Source organism: Pelagibius litoralis (genome assembly GCF_011683915.1).
GTDB classification, from domain to species: domain Bacteria; phylum Pseudomonadota; class Alphaproteobacteria; order Kiloniellales; family Kiloniellaceae; genus Pelagibius; species Pelagibius litoralis.
The window spans coordinates 41,870-56,276 of record NZ_JAAQPH010000012.1; the positions used below are offsets into that span (position 1 = coordinate 41,870).

General features: G+C 62.3%; 15 protein-coding genes. 9 read left to right on the forward strand and 6 right to left on the reverse strand.

Features of this window, described 5'->3' with window-relative positions; all coding sequences use genetic code 11:
• Window positions 1-375 precede the first annotated feature (375 nt).
• Entirely contained in the window at window positions 376-981 is a 606-nt protein-coding gene (locus HBA54_RS15870) for a hypothetical protein (RefSeq protein WP_167226344.1), read from the reverse strand.
• Between the two features lie 45 nt (window positions 982-1,026).
• Here HBA54_RS15870 and HBA54_RS29680 point away from each other — a divergent pair, with 45 nt between their 5' ends.
• Both HBA54_RS29680 and HBA54_RS15880 read left to right on the forward strand, forming a co-directional pair.
• Window positions 1,027-1,407 (forward strand): helix-turn-helix domain-containing protein, encoded by a 381-nt coding sequence (locus tag HBA54_RS29680; protein ID WP_205944699.1) that lies wholly within the window; start codon window positions 1,027-1,029, stop codon window positions 1,405-1,407.
• A gap of 374 nt (window positions 1,408-1,781) precedes the next feature.
• Window positions 1,782-2,654: a DNA-methyltransferase gene (locus tag HBA54_RS15880; protein WP_205944700.1), complete on the forward strand. Its 873-nt coding sequence runs from the start codon at window positions 1,782-1,784 to the stop codon at window positions 2,652-2,654.
• Here the strand turns inward: HBA54_RS15880 and HBA54_RS15885 are convergent.
• The 4 genes from HBA54_RS15885 to HBA54_RS15900 all read right to left on the reverse strand — a co-directional run bounded on the left by HBA54_RS15885 (window position 2,651) and on the right by HBA54_RS15900 (window position 6,502).
• Window positions 2,651-3,361: a BglII/BstYI family type II restriction endonuclease gene (locus tag HBA54_RS15885; RefSeq protein ID WP_167226348.1), complete on the reverse strand. Its 711-nt coding sequence runs from the start codon at window positions 3,359-3,361 to the stop codon at window positions 2,651-2,653. The genes HBA54_RS15880 and HBA54_RS15885 overlap by 4 nt on opposite strands.
• The gene (locus tag HBA54_RS15890) at window positions 3,358-3,588 is read right to left on the reverse strand and encodes a helix-turn-helix domain-containing protein (RefSeq protein WP_167226350.1); all 231 of its coding nucleotides are present in this window, start codon (window positions 3,586-3,588) and stop codon (window positions 3,358-3,360) included. Before HBA54_RS15890 ends, HBA54_RS15885 begins: the two co-directional genes overlap by 4 nt.
• Before the next feature lie 133 nt (window positions 3,589-3,721).
• Window positions 3,722-4,882: a metal-dependent hydrolase gene (locus HBA54_RS15895; RefSeq protein WP_167226352.1), complete on the reverse strand. Its 1,161-nt coding sequence runs from the start codon at window positions 4,880-4,882 to the stop codon at window positions 3,722-3,724.
• Window positions 4,883-5,452: 570 nt separating this feature from the next.
• Entirely contained in the window at window positions 5,453-6,502 is a 1,050-nt protein-coding gene (locus tag HBA54_RS15900) for a TRAP transporter substrate-binding protein (RefSeq protein WP_167226354.1), read from the reverse strand.
• Window positions 6,503-6,695: 193 nt separating this feature from the next.
• On the opposite strand from HBA54_RS15900, the gene maiA reads away from it, so the two are divergent.
• Window positions 6,696-7,355, forward strand: a complete 660-nt coding sequence (gene maiA, locus HBA54_RS15905) for a maleylacetoacetate isomerase (protein ID WP_167226356.1) — start codon at window positions 6,696-6,698, stop codon at window positions 7,353-7,355.
• Between the two features lie 116 nt (window positions 7,356-7,471).
• On the forward strand, window positions 7,472-7,954 hold the full coding sequence (bfr, locus tag HBA54_RS15910; protein WP_167226358.1) for a bacterioferritin: 483 nt from the start codon (window positions 7,472-7,474) through the stop codon (window positions 7,952-7,954).
• A gap of 236 nt (window positions 7,955-8,190) precedes the next feature.
• Here bfr and HBA54_RS15915 read toward each other — a convergent pair whose 3' ends face one another.
• Entirely contained in the window at window positions 8,191-8,406 is a 216-nt protein-coding gene (locus tag HBA54_RS15915) for a (2Fe-2S)-binding protein (protein ID WP_167226360.1), read from the reverse strand.
• A 150-nt stretch (window positions 8,407-8,556) separates the two neighbouring features.
• Between HBA54_RS15915 and HBA54_RS15920 the strand changes: the two genes are divergently transcribed.
• The 5 genes from HBA54_RS15920 (at window position 8,557) to HBA54_RS15940 (ending at window position 14,384) form a co-directional block, all read left to right on the forward strand.
• Window positions 8,557-9,831: an imelysin family protein gene (locus tag HBA54_RS15920; RefSeq protein ID WP_167226362.1), complete on the forward strand. Its 1,275-nt coding sequence runs from the start codon at window positions 8,557-8,559 to the stop codon at window positions 9,829-9,831.
• 71 nt (window positions 9,832-9,902) lie between these two features.
• Window positions 9,903-11,411, forward strand: coding sequence for a di-heme oxidoreductase family protein (locus tag HBA54_RS15925; RefSeq protein ID WP_167226364.1), 1,509 nt, complete (start codon window positions 9,903-9,905; stop codon window positions 11,409-11,411).
• Window positions 11,412-11,434: 23 nt separating this feature from the next.
• Window positions 11,435-12,541 (forward strand): imelysin family protein, encoded by a 1,107-nt coding sequence (locus tag HBA54_RS15930; protein WP_167226366.1) that lies wholly within the window; start codon window positions 11,435-11,437, stop codon window positions 12,539-12,541.
• Window positions 12,528-13,646 (forward strand): DUF1513 domain-containing protein, encoded by a 1,119-nt coding sequence (locus HBA54_RS15935; RefSeq protein WP_167226368.1) that lies wholly within the window; start codon window positions 12,528-12,530, stop codon window positions 13,644-13,646. The genes HBA54_RS15930 and HBA54_RS15935 overlap by 14 nt, the downstream gene beginning before the upstream one ends.
• Window positions 13,647-13,712: 66 nt before the next feature.
• On the forward strand, window positions 13,713-14,384 hold the full coding sequence (locus HBA54_RS15940; RefSeq protein WP_167226370.1) for a Fe2+-dependent dioxygenase: 672 nt from the start codon (window positions 13,713-13,715) through the stop codon (window positions 14,382-14,384).
• Window positions 14,385-14,407: the final 23 nt, after the last annotated feature.

A 14,407-nucleotide genomic window follows, 5' to 3' on the forward strand; every position in this document is an offset into this window, starting at 1 on the left:
CGGTTTGAGCGGAGAAAGAGGGGAGCGCCCCTTACTTACCCTCTCCCCTCCGTGGGAGAGGGAGGGCCCCGCGCAGCGGGAGGGTGAGGGGGCTTTTTGTTTCCTGTTCCGCGCTCCACCGGACAGCAACCGCACCCCGCCGCCCCACACTCCATCGTCATGCTCGGGCTTGACCCGAGCATCCATATTTCGGCAAGTCCCGAACCTTTACCGTTAAGCTCAGAACAGCGGCGCAATGGACCCTCGGATCAAGTCCGAGGGTGACGGCGGTTTGAGCGGAGAGGGAGGGCAGCGACTCCTACTTACCCTCTCCCCTCCGCGGGAGAGGGAGGGCCCCGCGCAGCGGGAGGGTGAGGGGGAAGCCCCCGCCGCGCCTTACCCCGCCGCCAGCCCCCTCAGGTCTTCCAGGGCGGCCTCCAGCCACTCGCGGTCTTCGTACATGTAGATGCGCCCGGTGCCGCGCCGCGCGGCGACGACGGCGAGATCGAGCTTGGCGTACAGCCCGGCGACCGTGCGCGCCGGGACGGCGACGGCCTCGCGCACCGCCTCGCCATAGCGGTAGAAGAGGTCGCGGTCGTGAAGCCATGCGTCCCGGTCGCCGGGGCCGAGCGGTTCGCGCCAGGGTGCCGGCAGCATGTGGGAGGTGTCGTAGCCCCTGCGGGCATCGCGGATGTCGTGGAGGCGCTGGCGCAGGCGCCGGGCGCGGGCGTAGACCTTGCGCCGCTCCAGGGCCACCGCGATACGGCGGAACAGCTCGGCGTCGGGGTTGGGCAGCCCCGCATCGGCAGGGGGCGCGGCCAGGGCGGCGAGGGCCGGCAGGGCCAGCCCCAGGGCCGGCAGGGCGGCGGCGGCGGCCAGCAGGGTGCGGCGGGAAAGGGTTATGCCGAGGCCCGGCGCGGCCGGCCCGGATTCCCCAGGCGTTTCGGCGGGTTGATCGTTGCTGGAAGGGGGCGAATCCGTGGTAAAGCTGCTGATAGCCATGACCTGACTCCTAGTGCAGTCGGGTTGCGGTCAGGCGCGGGGCGGGTGTTCCAGCACCCCCTCGTGCCGCTCGGCCCCGGGCACAGCTTGCGCCCGGAGGTTGAAATGCTACCATACGCTTATGCAATCAGCGTTTCCAGCGAAAAAATTGTCGTTAGTGAAGAATTTTCGGTCACTCAATCACCCATGAGCCTCACCACCAAAGAACAACTGCGCGCCGCCCGCGCCATGCTGGACTGGTCGCAGCAAGACCTCGCCGACCACAGCGGCGTTTCCCTCAGCAGCATCTTTCGTCTTGAGAACGGCAGCGGCCCCCTGGCCATCCGCCTGGACACCCTCCAAAAACTCCAAACCACCCTGGAAAAAGCCGGCATCCTCTTCCTCCCCGAAAACGGCGGCGGCCCGGGCTTGAGAACGCGGAAGTAGGGGACAGAGTACGTCGATCTGAAGAAGCAAAGCGCAGCGCGCATTAAACCTGTTCACTCTGCGAATCGACCCTTTCTCATCTAACCAGCAACTTGAACCCGATTAGCGAAGTCTCGAGAGCTTCGTGGAGCGAATGAAAAGGCACATGTTTTCCTCGTGCGTAGATAAGGATAGCAGTTGTGTGAACAGGACTGGATCGTGCTACTGAGATGTGCATCATCGTTTAAGTGGTCTAGTCGGATTCGACGCGAGAGCTAACAAGTCCACGCAAAAATGTTTCTCTTGCATTGGCGGTCAAAAACTGAAAAAAGATGACTATGATACCCATTCATTCAACAGAGCTAGGGCAATTATACGAAGCAGACTGTTTCGATATGATGCGTAACCTAGAAGATGAGTCGGTCGACCTTGCTTTCGCAGACCCGCCTTTCAATCTTGGAAAACAATATGCGTCGAAAATTAATGACGCCCGCGCTAGCGAGGACTACCTAGATTGGAGTCGTCGGTGGATCGACGAGATAATTCGGTTGCTGAAGCCAGGCGGCGCGCTATTTCTCTGGAATCTGCCAAAGTGGAATTTGCCGCTGGGTGCGTACGTTGGTGAGAAGCTCACTTTCCGGCATTGGATTACAGTTGATATCAAGTACTCCCTACCCATCACAGGTAGGCTTTACCCATCACACTATTCATTGCTCTATTTTATTAAGGGGAAGCGCCCGGCTATTTTTCATCCGGACAGGTTACCCATGCCTTGTTGCCGACATTGTGGCGGCGAGCTAAAGGATTATGGTGGATACAAGAACAAGATGAACCCAAAGGGTGTCAGCTTATCCGACGTATGGGTTGATATCCCGCCGGTGCGTCACGCCAAATACAAGAAACGTGCGGCGAACGGGCTTGCGTTGAAACTAATGGATCGCGTTGTGAGTATAGCTTCAGATCCAGGGTCTCTCGTGCTAGACCCGTTTGGCGGATCGGGAACCACCTATGTTGCGGCGGAACTCAACGGTCGACGCTGGATAGGCTCTGAACTGGATTGCTCAGATATTATCGATCGATTTGCCGACATTGATGCTGATGCAAATCACCTTAAGGAAATCCACTCAAATAAGAACGTCCTCTTTACCGAAGCTGATATTAAGCGTCGGCGTAAATCCGGATTGCCTTTGTCTCGGGATTATCGTGTGGACGCAAATGGCAAGCCATCGTGCGCTTGTGATGAGCCACAGGGCAGTCTGTCTATTTAACGGCGCTTAGCGCGGCCCTCGCGAGCGCGCCCATCCAAGCCAGAAGGCAAATACTGGTGTTTAGGGTCGTCTGTGAGTTCATCATGCTCGACAACGGTAATCGCAAGCAAGCCGCGGTCTGTGGTCGCTTTCAGTTCGGCCCAAAACCGCAAATAGCCGGAAAGCTCATCTATGTTCCCAATGCGATCCGTTAGATGCCTGTATAGCGGTCGGCTAGGAACAATCAAAACGCCCACCTGGATAGCGCCGTTCTGCAACGCGATTGTCAGCTTATTTAAGCTTCGGTGGCTTGACGAAATGTTCCCGGTCTCCCATTCGATAGCCACTTGAACGCCGGCGTCGGTATGCGTGACGAAATCAAACCCACCAAAGCTTGACGCTTTCTCTGGGTGGTACTCTTCTCCCGATGGGTACAGTGTAATTGAAGGCTGAAGACGCTTCTGTTCGAACTTTACAGCGGCTTCAGGTTCCCAGCTTTCAGCCCTGGTCATGTGGTCGAAAAAGCGTTCTTTCAAATATTTGACGCCGTTACGCTTCCACTTGCCATCTGCGTCCTTCATTTTGCGCCGTAGTTTCAAAGCGCCGGTTCCCAGAGGGTGATCGATACTTTCAATTGAATTTTTGTAGCTGGCGTGAATGGTATGCCAGTCAGCGGAAGAGGAAATATCCCCGTGATCGAACAGGATAAGGGTGCGTAGCCACTTCATTCCAGGTTACCTGGGATACCTGAAGTCAGCTCAGCCAAGTCACACTCGAGCGCCTCACAAATCTGGCAAAGCACTGTAAAGGTGAGATTACGCTCTCCACGCTCCACGCCGCCGATATATGAGCGATCGATACCTGCATTTTCTGCTAGGTCTTCTTGGGTCCAGCCATTTTGCGTACGTTTCTGTCGTATGCGTCGGCCAAGAACACTGAGAACTGCTTTATTCACAGTCCCGAAGATCTGCTAAATGCGGACCATGAGTCCACGGACGATGATCCCCATTTCTCTGCTCAGCGCTGAAATTCTGGATCAGTCAGTGCCCGCTGCTTCGAAAGTTGCTCAGATTGCCGTGATCTACCCCTCAACACCCCGCCGCCACGCTCTCCGCTTCCGCCACCATCACCGGGCCGCTGAGGTCCGCCAGCGCCGCCGCTTCCGCAGTCCTCACCATCGGGGTGCCGGTCAGGTTGGCTTGCAGCCAGTCGAGGTCGCCTTCGGCGCTGCGTTCGCTGGGGCGGCGCTCGGGTGCTGTGGGGGCGAGGCCCGCTGGTGTCTCGCGGGCGATGGCGAAGCGGAAGACGTAGTTGGGCGTCATCCCCATGCGCAGGTCGGCGACGTGGATCTCGCCGCCGCTTTCCTCGATGCGGTAAAAGCCGTCGCTGAATTCGGCGAGCTTGGCGAGGGCCACGGCCCCGCCTTGTGACGCTTCGCCGCCCTCCGATGCCTCGCCCGAACCCGCCAGGGCCTCCAGGCAGCCCAGGCGCCCAAGGCCCTCGGTCCCGCGCGGGTGCACATAGGCGGTGATGCTGTCCTGCCCGCCCAGCAGGGGGATGTAGAGGTTGATGTAGCGCCCCTCGTTGCCCTGGCCGTCCACCGCGATCACCTTCCACAGCAGGGTGTTGAAGGGCGTCGGGCTGCCCAGCAGGCGCTCGGGGTAGATGCCGGCTTGGGACAGCAGGGTCGCGGCCCGGGCCTGCACCACCTGCTGCGCCGCCAGCCCCCAGCCGAGATAGGCCGTGGAGAAGATGAGGGCGCCGGTCAGCGCCCGGCCGAAACCCGACGACCAGGAGCGCAGGCAGAAGGCCCAGACCATGACGATCAGCAGCGGCAGGGTATAGAGGGGGTCGATGATGAAGATCGATCCGGTGCCCACGGGGTCGGGCAGGATCGGCCAGAACACCCGGGTGCCGTAGACCGTCAGCGCGTCGATCAGCGCGTGGGTGACGAAGATCAGATAGACCGCGAGGTAGGTGCGCAGGCGCTGGTTCTTCAGCGTCTCGAAGAGGCGGACGAGGGCCTCGCCGAACAGCGGCGTCACCAGGGCCTGGATGAAAAACGAATGGCTCGGCCCGCGGTGCAGGGTGAAGGAATCGATCGGGTCGTCGAAGGGATAGAGCACGTCCATGTCGGGCAGGGTGCCCAGCAGCCCCCCGGTCACCGCGGCCTTCCAGGGCCCCATGCGTTTGCCGAGCACGGCGGCGCCGATGGTCGCGCCGAGCGCGAACTGGGTAACGGAATCCATAGGGGCGGGGCTCTCTTTCGGGGGCGGGGCCGGGCGAGCCGGTGTGGCCGGGTTGGGGGGCAAGGCTCCCGAGAAGATATAGGTGGGCGGGCGGCGATGTCACGGCCCCCTTTTGGAGCGGCCGGACAGCGGCGGGAATCACCCTCACCCCGGCCCTCTCCCATCGAGGGAGAGGGGGATTGCAGGGCTGCGGTATCGGGAGTTGAGCTTTTCCGCCAAGAGGGAGGGGGGAGACTGGGTGATGCGCCGCCGCTGGAATCCCCTCTCCCCTCGTGGGAGAGGGAGGGCCCCGCGTCAGCGGGAGGGTGAGGGGGGTAAGCATCCCGCGTCAGCGGGAGGGTGAGGGGGGTAAGCATCCCGCGTCAGCGGGAGGGTGAGGGGGCTTCTGCGCCGATGCCGCCTTCCCCTCAAAGTCTGGCTGATAATCTTCGCTTGCGAGAGTCACCCTCACCCCGGCCCTCTCCCATCAAGAGAGAGGGGGAACCAGCGGAGGCGGAAAAACCTTGTCCCCCCGGTGGGAGAGAAGGGCACCGCGAAGCAGTCAAGCGACTGACCTGGTGAAGCAGGCAGCTACTGCGCGCTGTACCCGGCGACCAGGGCGCGGGCCTCGTCCAACAGCGCCTGGCCGTCCTTACCGGACTTCTTCATTTCGGCCATCCAGGCATCGACGACCGGGGCGGTTGCCGCCTGCCAACGGGCCAGTTCCTCGCCCTCGATGGTGTGGAAGCTGTCGCCGAGCTGGGCAGCGGCCTCGCGGCCCGGCGCTTCGGCCTCATCCCAGACTTGGCCGATCTGCTTGGCCAGGGGAATACCGGAATTGTTGTCGATCACCTGGCGCAGGTCGTCGGGCAGCGACTCATATCTGGCTTTGTTCATGGCAAAGAGGAACACGGCGGTGTAAAGCCCGCGGTCGCCGCCGATCTCGGTATGGCTCTGGGTCAGTTCATGGACCTTCAGCGGGCGGGTGACTTCGAAAGGCAGGAGGGCGCCTTCGACGACCCCTTTCGACAGGGCCTCCGGAACCGCCGGAACCGGCATGCCGACCGGGGTGGCGCCCAGGTTCTTGAGCGCGATGTTGGTCATGCGGGTGGGGGCCCGGACTTTCAGGCCCTTCAGGTCTTCCAGGTTGCGCACCTCTTTGCCGCGCATGTGAAAGCTGCCCGGGGCATGGACGTGGAACATCAAGGGGTGGATGTCCTTGAACTCCTCGCGCGCGTGCTTCTCGTAGAATGCATGAGCGGCCTGGCTGGTCGCTTCGGCGGAGGCGGCCATGAACGGCAGTTCGAAGACCTCCATCGTCGGGAAGCGCCCGGCGGTATAACCCGGCAGCGTCCAGACGATGTCCACCACGCCGTCGCGGGCCTGATCGAAAAGCTGCGGCGGTTTGCCGCCAAGCTGCATGGCCGGATAGATCTCAATGCTGATGCGGCCCTGGGACTCGGCTTCGACTTTTGCCGCCCAGGGCGCGATGAAGTCTTTGTGGGTCGTCGAAGGGGGCGGCAGGAAGTGGTGGATGCGCAGCGTAACTTCCTGGGCTGTCGCAGGCCCTGTGACCATGGTGCCGGCCAGCAGGGCCAGCGGCAGCGCCAGACAGCGCAGAAGACGGTTGATGTGCAGCATCTCGAGACCTCCCTGATCGCCCCTTATGCCCAAGCCGGGCAGCGCTTGTCCTTGCGCAGGGCGGTAGTCTTTTTCGCCGTGCCTTGTGGGCACCCTGAAGGAATGACATACAATGAGCCGCCCGCGGATCAAAAGATATTCGCGACAGCGGGGCCCGGGCCGCCAGGAAGCAGGCCAAACTGCGGGAGTCGGCATGAAACTGCACAACTACTTTCGAAGCTCGACCTCCTACCGCGTTCGCATAGCGCTCGCCCTGAAGGGGCTGCCTTACGAATACGTCTCCTACCACCTGCGCGAAGGCGAACAGCGCGGCGAGAGCTATCTCTCGATCAACCCGCAGGGTTTGGTGCCGACGCTCGAGCTCGACGGCGAGGGTGTCGAAACCGGCGCCCTGCTGCCCCAGTCCATGGCGATTTTGGAATACCTGGACGAAGCCTACCCGGAACCGCCGCTGTTGCCGCAGGGCCCGCTGGAGCGGGCGCGGGTGCGCAGCCTGGCCTATGCGGTTGCCTGCGACATCCATCCGCTGAACAACCTGCGGGTCCTGAACTACCTGGTCGGGCCCCTGGGCCAGGACCGGAAAGTCCAGGGGGAATGGTTTCGTCATTGGGTGGCGGTTGAATTCGCGGCGCTGGAGCAGCGCCTCGCCGATGAGCCGCAGACCGGCCGCTTCTGTCACGGCGACAGCCCCGGCTTGGCCGATCTCTGCCTGGTGCCCCAGGTCGTCAACGGGCGGCGCTTTGACTGCGACATGACGCCCTATCCGACCATCCGGCGGATCCATGAGGCCTGCATGGAAATATCCGCTTTTGTCGAAGCGGCACCCGACCGCCAGCCCGACACAGAAAACTGACCTGAGTTTTTTCGTGGCTGTGTGTCGTTTGCAGTATTGATTCCTAGCCACTGCGAACCACGTCAGACTAGGATGCGCCACTGAACAAAGACATCGATTCGAGGAGAGATCAGCCGATGAAGGGCGACAAGGGCGTCATCGAGCACCTGAACAAGGTGCTGAAAAACGAACTGACCGCGATCAACCAGTACTTCCTGCATTCGCGCATGCTGAAGGACTGGGGCGTCACCCGTCTGGCCGAGCACGAGTACGAAGAATCCATCGACGAAATGAAGCACGCCGATCAGCTGATCGAGCGGATCCTGTTTCTGGAGGGCCTGCCGAACCTTCAGGATCTGGGCAAGCTGATGATCGGTGAGAACGTCAAGGAGGTCATGGAGTGCGATCTCAAGCTTGAGATGATGGCCATCCCCGATCTTCGTGACGCCGTCGCCCACTGCGAGTCGGTGAACGATTATGTCTCCCGGGAGCTTTTCGTCGACATTCTGGATTCAGAGGAAGAGCACGTCGATTGGCTGGAAACCAACCTGGGCCTGATCGACAAGATGGGGCTGGAGAACTTTGTGCAGCATCAGAGCGGGCACGGCGGCGGCTCCTGACGGCATCAATCGGAATTTGCCGGAGGCGGGCAACGGCGTCCGGCCGTCTTCAGGTTTTAGTCCTGTCGAGCCGGGCTGTAGACTTGTCGCCGGATTGATCGCGCTTGCGGTCTGAGGCGGTGGGCAGACCGGCAGTTTTACGCTTCCTGACTTGGCGCCGATTGTAAAACCACTGCAGAACGGCAACCAATTGGCCATCGGGTAGGTTGCCCCAGAGGTGCATCTTTCCGGCCCCTTTACTCTGCCGCCAGGAACTCGGGCGCCTGGATCTCATGCGCCGGCTTCTCGGGGCTGTGGACAGCGTCGACAATGTCCTGCGCGCAGGGCAGGCAGGCGCCGCAACGAGGCCCACTGCCCAGGGCCATATAGGCCTCCCGCGCGCAGCGGACGCCGGACTCCGCCATTTCCCGTATATCGCCGTCGCGATAGCCGTTGCACAGACACACGTACATCAGCACCTCCGATACCAAATATGGTGAGAATGATAATGATTGTCAATTGCGGTTTGAGCTGTAAGATCGCGATTGAGAGGCATTTGCGTCTTTGGTTTGTACAGAGGGCGGATTGCTGCGGGATTATTCCTTAAGAGGGGTTAGAGACTGATGAATGCGATTGGAAAGCTCGCGGTGGCAGCGGGGTTGGCCCTGTTACCTGCGACCGCCCTGGCGGCGGACGCCGACAAGCTTGCGGTGCTGGAGACCTACACGGCGATTGCCCATGCGGGTTACGAAGATTCGCTGATCACCGCGAAGGCCCTGCAGGGCGCGGTCGATGCCCTGATCGCCAATCCCAGCGAGGCCAAGCTGACAGCGGCCCGCGAGGCCTGGGTCGCGGCGCGGGTTCCCTATCAGCAGACCGAGGTTTATCGCTTCGGCAACGCCGTGGTCGATGACTGGGAGGGCAAAGTGAACGCCTGGCCGCTGGACGAGGGCCTGATCGACTACGTCGACAGCGGCCTCTACGGCGCCGAGTCGGACGAGAACCCGATCTACACCGCCAACGTGATTGCCAACAAGTCGCTGACCGTAAACGGCGCGCGCGTCGATGCATCGGTGATCACCAAGACGCTGCTGTCCGATGTTCTGCATGAAGCCGAGGAAGTCGAAGCCAATGTTTCCACCGGCTACCACGCCATCGAGTTCCTGCTCTGGGGACAGGACCTGAACGGCACGGGTCCGGGGGCCGGCCAGCGCCCGGCCAGCGACTTCAGCACAGCGGCCTGCACCAATGGCAACTGCGACCGCCGCGCTGCCTATCTGAAGGCGGCGACCAATCTGCTGATCGACGACCTGATGGAGATGACCGCGCTTTGGGCACCCGATGGCGCGGCGCGCAAGGGGCTTCTGACCGGCAATGCCGACGCCGGCATTTCAACCATTCTGACCGGTATGGGCTCGCTGTCTTACGGCGAGCTGGCGGGCGAGCGGATCAAACTCGGCCTTATGCTGCACGACCCCGAGGAAGAGCACGACTGTTTCAGCGACAACACCCACAACTCCCACTTCTACAACCAGCTCGGTATCATCAACGTCTATCGCGGCAGCTATCGGCGGATCGATGGTTCCGTTGTCTCGGGGGCGAGCCTGTCCGGCCTTGTGGCGGCGAAGGACGCCGCTGTCGACAACGACCTGCAGTCGAAGCTGGAGGCCAGCAGGCGCGCCATGCAGGCCATGGTCGACCGTGCCGAGGGCGGCGAGGCCTACGATCAGATGATCGGTGAGGGTAATGCCGCCGGCAATGCGGTGGTTGAGACGGTGGTTCAATCCCTGACGGCGCAGACGCGGCCCATCGAACGGGCCGTGGCGGTACTGAGCCTGGGCCAGATCGATTTTGAAGGCTCCGACAGCCTCGACAATCCCACGGCTATTTTCCAGTGATCGGAGAATAGCCGGAGAGGACCTGTTCTGTTATTTGACAGCGCGATACGAATCACAGTCTGAAGTTAGCGATGATCACTCGTTTCCGGGCCGTTCTGGCCCTTACCCTGGCTGTCCTTGGGCCGGCAACTTCGGTTGCCGGCCCAACGCCTGAAGAGGCCGCAAGGATTGCGGCGGTCATCCGCCCGGCCGATGATTTCACCGGGGCAGAGCCTTTTGAGGCCCTTTCCGGCGGGGCCGCGACGTCGAAAAAAAAGACCCTCGATGCGAATGCCTTCTCGCAGAGTTCGGGCAATATCAGTTTCGAGCGCGAGCTTGATTTCAAGCTCGGCAACGCCCTGTTTCGCCGGCTCTGGGTATCGTCGCCGTCGTCTACCACCTCGGCCGACGGGCTGGGCCCTTTGTTCAACGCACGTTCCTGCCAGCGTTGCCATTTGAAGGATGGCCGTGGACATCCGCCGGCCGCCAACTGGCCGGACGATTCCGCCGTGTCCATGTTCCTGCGCCTGAGTGTGCCGGCCGGGACCGAAGCCGAGCGTGAGGCCCTGGCCAGTCATCGCCGGAACGTCATTCCGGAGCCGACTTACGGTGGCCAGTTGCAGGACCTGGCGATCAAGGGCCACGACGCCGAGGGCAAGATGCGCATCCGTTATGAGGAACGGACGGTCACCCTGGCCGATGGCGAGGTGGTCAGCCTGCGCAAGCCAAGCTACAGCATCACCCACCTGGGTTATGGCCCGCTGCATCCCGACGTCATGATGTCGCCGCGGGTGGCGCCGCCGATGATCGGCCTCGGCCTTCTGGAAGCGGTGGATGAGCGCGACATCCTTGCCTGGGCCGATCCGGAGGATGCTGATGGTGACGGCATATCGGGGCGTGCCAATCGGGTCTGGGACGCGGAAATCGACAAAGCCACCTTGGGGCGTTTCGGCTGGAAGGCGGGTGAGCCGAGCCTGCTGCAGCAGTCATCCCATGCCATCAACGGCGACATCGGCATCTCCGCGCCCCTGGCGCCTGCGCCGGCCGGCGACTGCACGGCGCGCCAGACAGCCTGCCTGGAAGCGCCCCATGGCAACTCGGCACTGCACGATGGCCTGGAAGCGTCCGCGGAGATGCTGCGCCTGATCACCTTCTACAGCCGCAATCTGGCGGTCCCGGCCCGGCGCGAGCCTGGGAACCCTCAGGTTCTTGAGGGCAAGCGGGTGTTTTATGAGGCCGGATGCATTGCCTGCCATCGGCCGAAGTATGTGACCCGGCGCGACAGTCGTGGCCCTGAGCAGTCGTTCCAACTGATCTGGCCTTATAGCGATCTGTTGTTGCACGATATGGGGGAGGGTCTTGCGGATGACAGGCCGGAGGGCCGGGCCTCCGGGCGCGAGTGGCGGACGCCGCCACTCTGGGGTATCGGTCTGACGGAAACAGTCAACGGCCACAGCCAGTTCCTGCACGACGGCCGTGCGCGCAGTCTTCTGGAGGCAATTCTTTGGCATGGCGGAGAGGCAGAGGCGGCAAAGAACAGGGTGCAAGCCCTGACGAAAGCGAAAAGGGAAGCCCTTCTGACTTTCTTGAAATCGCTGTAGGATGCTTGGGGGGTAGGATTGTCATGAAGTCGCGCGACCGACGCTTTGGGGTTTTTGTCTGGATCGGCCTGGCGCTGGCGCCAGGGCCGGTGACGGCCGCGCCGACGGTCGCTGAAGTAGACGATTTTGCCAGCTTCAATGAGGCGGCGATCGAAGACTACCTTTTGCCACGCTACGAAGCGCTTGCCGCTGCCGGCGAGGGATTGAAAGGGGTTCTGCGGCGGGACTGTGCCGATGGCCGTCTCGACGACGGGGCAAGCGGGCAAGCCTACCATGTCATGATGGATGCCTGGATGGCCGTGCAGCATCTGCGCTTCGGGCCGAGCGAGCTGTTCCTGCGTGCCGAGCGCATGCAGTTCTGGCCGGACAAGCGCGGTAGCATCGGCCGGCGCCTCTCGCAGCTGTTGATGGCCGCCGATCAGAGCGATCTGGAGCCGCGGCGCTTTGCCCAGGGATCTGTCGCCATCCAGGGGCTTCCGGCTTTGGAACGTTTGCTGTTCGACATGCCGGGGGATAATGAGAATGCCTTTGCCTGCGATCTGGCGGTCAGGATCGGGGCCAATCTTCGGGACATCTCCACGGCCTTGCTGGCCGATTGGCGCGATGGCCCTTCCGCCTATGCGGCGGTGATGCGTGATGCCAGCAAGGGCAATGCCGAATACCTGGATGCCAAGGAGGCTTCACTGCAACTGGCCAAGTCCCTGCACTCGGCCCTGCTGCTCATAGTGGACTTCAAGCTCCAGCGTGTTTTGGGCGATTTTGAAGAGGCGGTAAAGCCGAAGCGTGCCGAATCCTGGCGCAGTGGGCGCTCGTTGCGGAACATCAGGATCAATCTGGCGGCCGCGCGAACGCTCTATCAGGACGTGGGGCAGGGCGGTTTCGCCGCCCTTCTGCGCCGCCAGCCGGGTGGACCGACGCTGCATGTAGAGATTGCGGCAGCTTTTCGCCATGTCGAGAAAAGACTCGCCTCCCTACCGCCGTCCTGGATCGAGGTCCTGGCCGAACCGCGTGGCTGGCAACGTGTTTCGATGATTCACCAGGACCTTCGCGATCTTCTGGCTCTGATAAGCGGGCCTTTCTCTCAGACTCTTGATCTTCCCCTGGGGTTCAACAGTTTTGACGGGGATTGATCGCCGAGGCCTGCTGCTTGCCGCGTTCGGGCTGCCGCTGGTTTTACCGGGCGGGCGTTCTGCGGCTTCGGCGCGTGCGACAGAGCGGTTGATTGTAAGCGCCTGTGCGCAGGCCGGTGGCCGCTTTGCCGCCCGTATCCTTGCCGCCGACGGTGGGAACCGGCGTGCCGTTGTGCTGCCGGGGCGTGGTCACGGTGCAGCCTGGCGCGCCGTTGCCCGGGAAGTGGTCGTTCTGGCCCGCCGTCCCGGTCGCTTCGCCCTGGTCATCGATGCTGCCGAAGGCGTTGTGAAGCAGCAGTTCGAGGCGCCGTCCACGCGCCACTTCTATGGCCACGGCGTTTTCAGCCGGGATGGCCGCTGGCTTTTCACGACGGAGAACGATTTTGAGGCCGGCCGGGGCGTGATCGGCGTCTACGACGCGGCGGCCGGTTACCGGCGCGAAGCGGAGATACCGTCCTACGGACAGGGGCCTCATGAATTGGCTTTGTTGTCGGACGGGCGGCGGCTGGTGGTGGCCAACGGCGGCATCCGGACCCATCCGGACAGCGGCCGCCGCAAGCTCAACATCGACACCATGTCGCCAAACCTCGCTTACATAGACAGCGGCAGCTCTGCGCTGGTCCGAAGCTTTGATCTGCCTGCCGAACTGCATCGGTTGTCGATCCGTCATCTGGCCGTTTCAAAAGACGATCAGGTCTGTCTGGCGTTACAGAACGAAGGGCCGCGCAACCGCCTGGTTCCGCTGGTCGGTTTTCAGCGGGGCGACGAGGAAATCGCCCTGGCTGAGACGCCGCCCGCAATCCTGAAGGATATGCGCCATTACTGCGGCAGCGCCGCGCTGGATGAGAGCGGTGCGTTCCTCGCCGTGTCGGCGCCGCGCGGCGGGTTGGTGACTTTCTGGGCGTTGGCCGACCAACGCTACCTTGCCAGCTTTGCGGTTGCCGACGGCTGCGGTGTGGCCGCGGCGGGGGGCGACGGGCGCTTTCTCATCTCCTCAGGGCAGGGCCGGCTTCTGGTCTACGACGTTGTAAACCGGGCGCCGACCATGCTGCGCGGCAATGCGGCCGGCAAGCTGGCCTGGGACAACCACCTGCTGGCGCTCTAGAGACACTCCAGTACTGTCTGCTATCACGCTGGGCGAGCCAGCCTGCTGCGTGCTATAGCTCGGTTCATGATTCTGACGATCGAAAACCTGCTTTCCGGTGATGATCTGGCGCGCCTCAGGGGCCTGCTTGATGAGGTCGACTATGTCGATGGGCGAAAGACGGCCGGCTGGCACGCCAAGCTGGTCAAAGCCAACGAGCAGTCGGACGGGCGCAACCCCAAGACGGCAGCGGCGCGCGACCTCGTGACCTCGATTCTGCGTGCCAACGTGACCTTCAACCTTACCGTCATGCCGCAGGCAATCCGCCCGGTCCTGTTCAGCCGGTATCGCGAGGGTATGTCCTACGGCGCCCACATCGACGATGCGATCATGGGCCGGGAGGTTCTGGCGCGCAGCGACGTGTCGATGACCATTTTTTTGAATGCCCCGGAAGATTATGATGGCGGCGAATTGATCATGGAGTTGGGTGGCGGCGAGTTGCGCTACAAACTGCCGGCCGGCGCTGCCGTCTTCTATCCCTCCAACACCCTGCACCGGGTGGCCGAGGTGACCCGCGGTCAGCGCGAGGTTGCCGTGACCTGGGCACAGAGCATCGTGCGCTCTGCCGAGCATCGCGAGATCCTCTACGATATCGACAAGGTGCGCAGATCGTTGTTTCGCGAAAAGGGCAAGGACCGCGACTTTGATCTCTTAAGTAAAACCCATGCCAACCTGATGCGGCTCTGGTCCGATGTATAACCGGCGTTAGCGCAACGCCTGCG

Coding starts and splice junctions, on each gene's coding strand:
- HBA54_RS15870 (WP_167226344.1), bottom strand. CDS start 981: ATGGCTATCAGCAGCTTTACCACGGATTCGCCCCCTTCCAGCAACGAT.
- HBA54_RS15880 (WP_205944700.1), top strand. CDS start 1,782: ATGATGCGTAACCTAGAAGATGAGTCGGTCGACCTTGCTTTCGCAGAC.
- HBA54_RS15885 (WP_167226348.1), bottom strand. CDS start 3,361: ATGAAGTGGCTACGCACCCTTATCCTGTTCGATCACGGGGATATTTCC.
- HBA54_RS15895 (WP_167226352.1), bottom strand. CDS start 4,882: ATGGATTCCGTTACCCAGTTCGCGCTCGGCGCGACCATCGGCGCCGCC.
- HBA54_RS15900 (WP_167226354.1), bottom strand. CDS start 6,502: ATGCTGCACATCAACCGTCTTCTGCGCTGTCTGGCGCTGCCGCTGGCC.
- maiA (WP_167226356.1), top strand. CDS start 6,696: ATGAAACTGCACAACTACTTTCGAAGCTCGACCTCCTACCGCGTTCGC.
- bfr (WP_167226358.1), top strand. CDS start 7,472: ATGAAGGGCGACAAGGGCGTCATCGAGCACCTGAACAAGGTGCTGAAA.
- HBA54_RS15915 (WP_167226360.1), bottom strand. CDS start 8,406: ATGTACGTGTGTCTGTGCAACGGCTATCGCGACGGCGATATACGGGAA.
- HBA54_RS15920 (WP_167226362.1), top strand. CDS start 8,557: ATGAATGCGATTGGAAAGCTCGCGGTGGCAGCGGGGTTGGCCCTGTTA.
- HBA54_RS15925 (WP_167226364.1), top strand. CDS start 9,903: ATGATCACTCGTTTCCGGGCCGTTCTGGCCCTTACCCTGGCTGTCCTT.
- HBA54_RS15930 (WP_167226366.1), top strand. CDS start 11,435: ATGAAGTCGCGCGACCGACGCTTTGGGGTTTTTGTCTGGATCGGCCTG.
- HBA54_RS15940 (WP_167226370.1), top strand. CDS start 13,713: ATGATTCTGACGATCGAAAACCTGCTTTCCGGTGATGATCTGGCGCGC.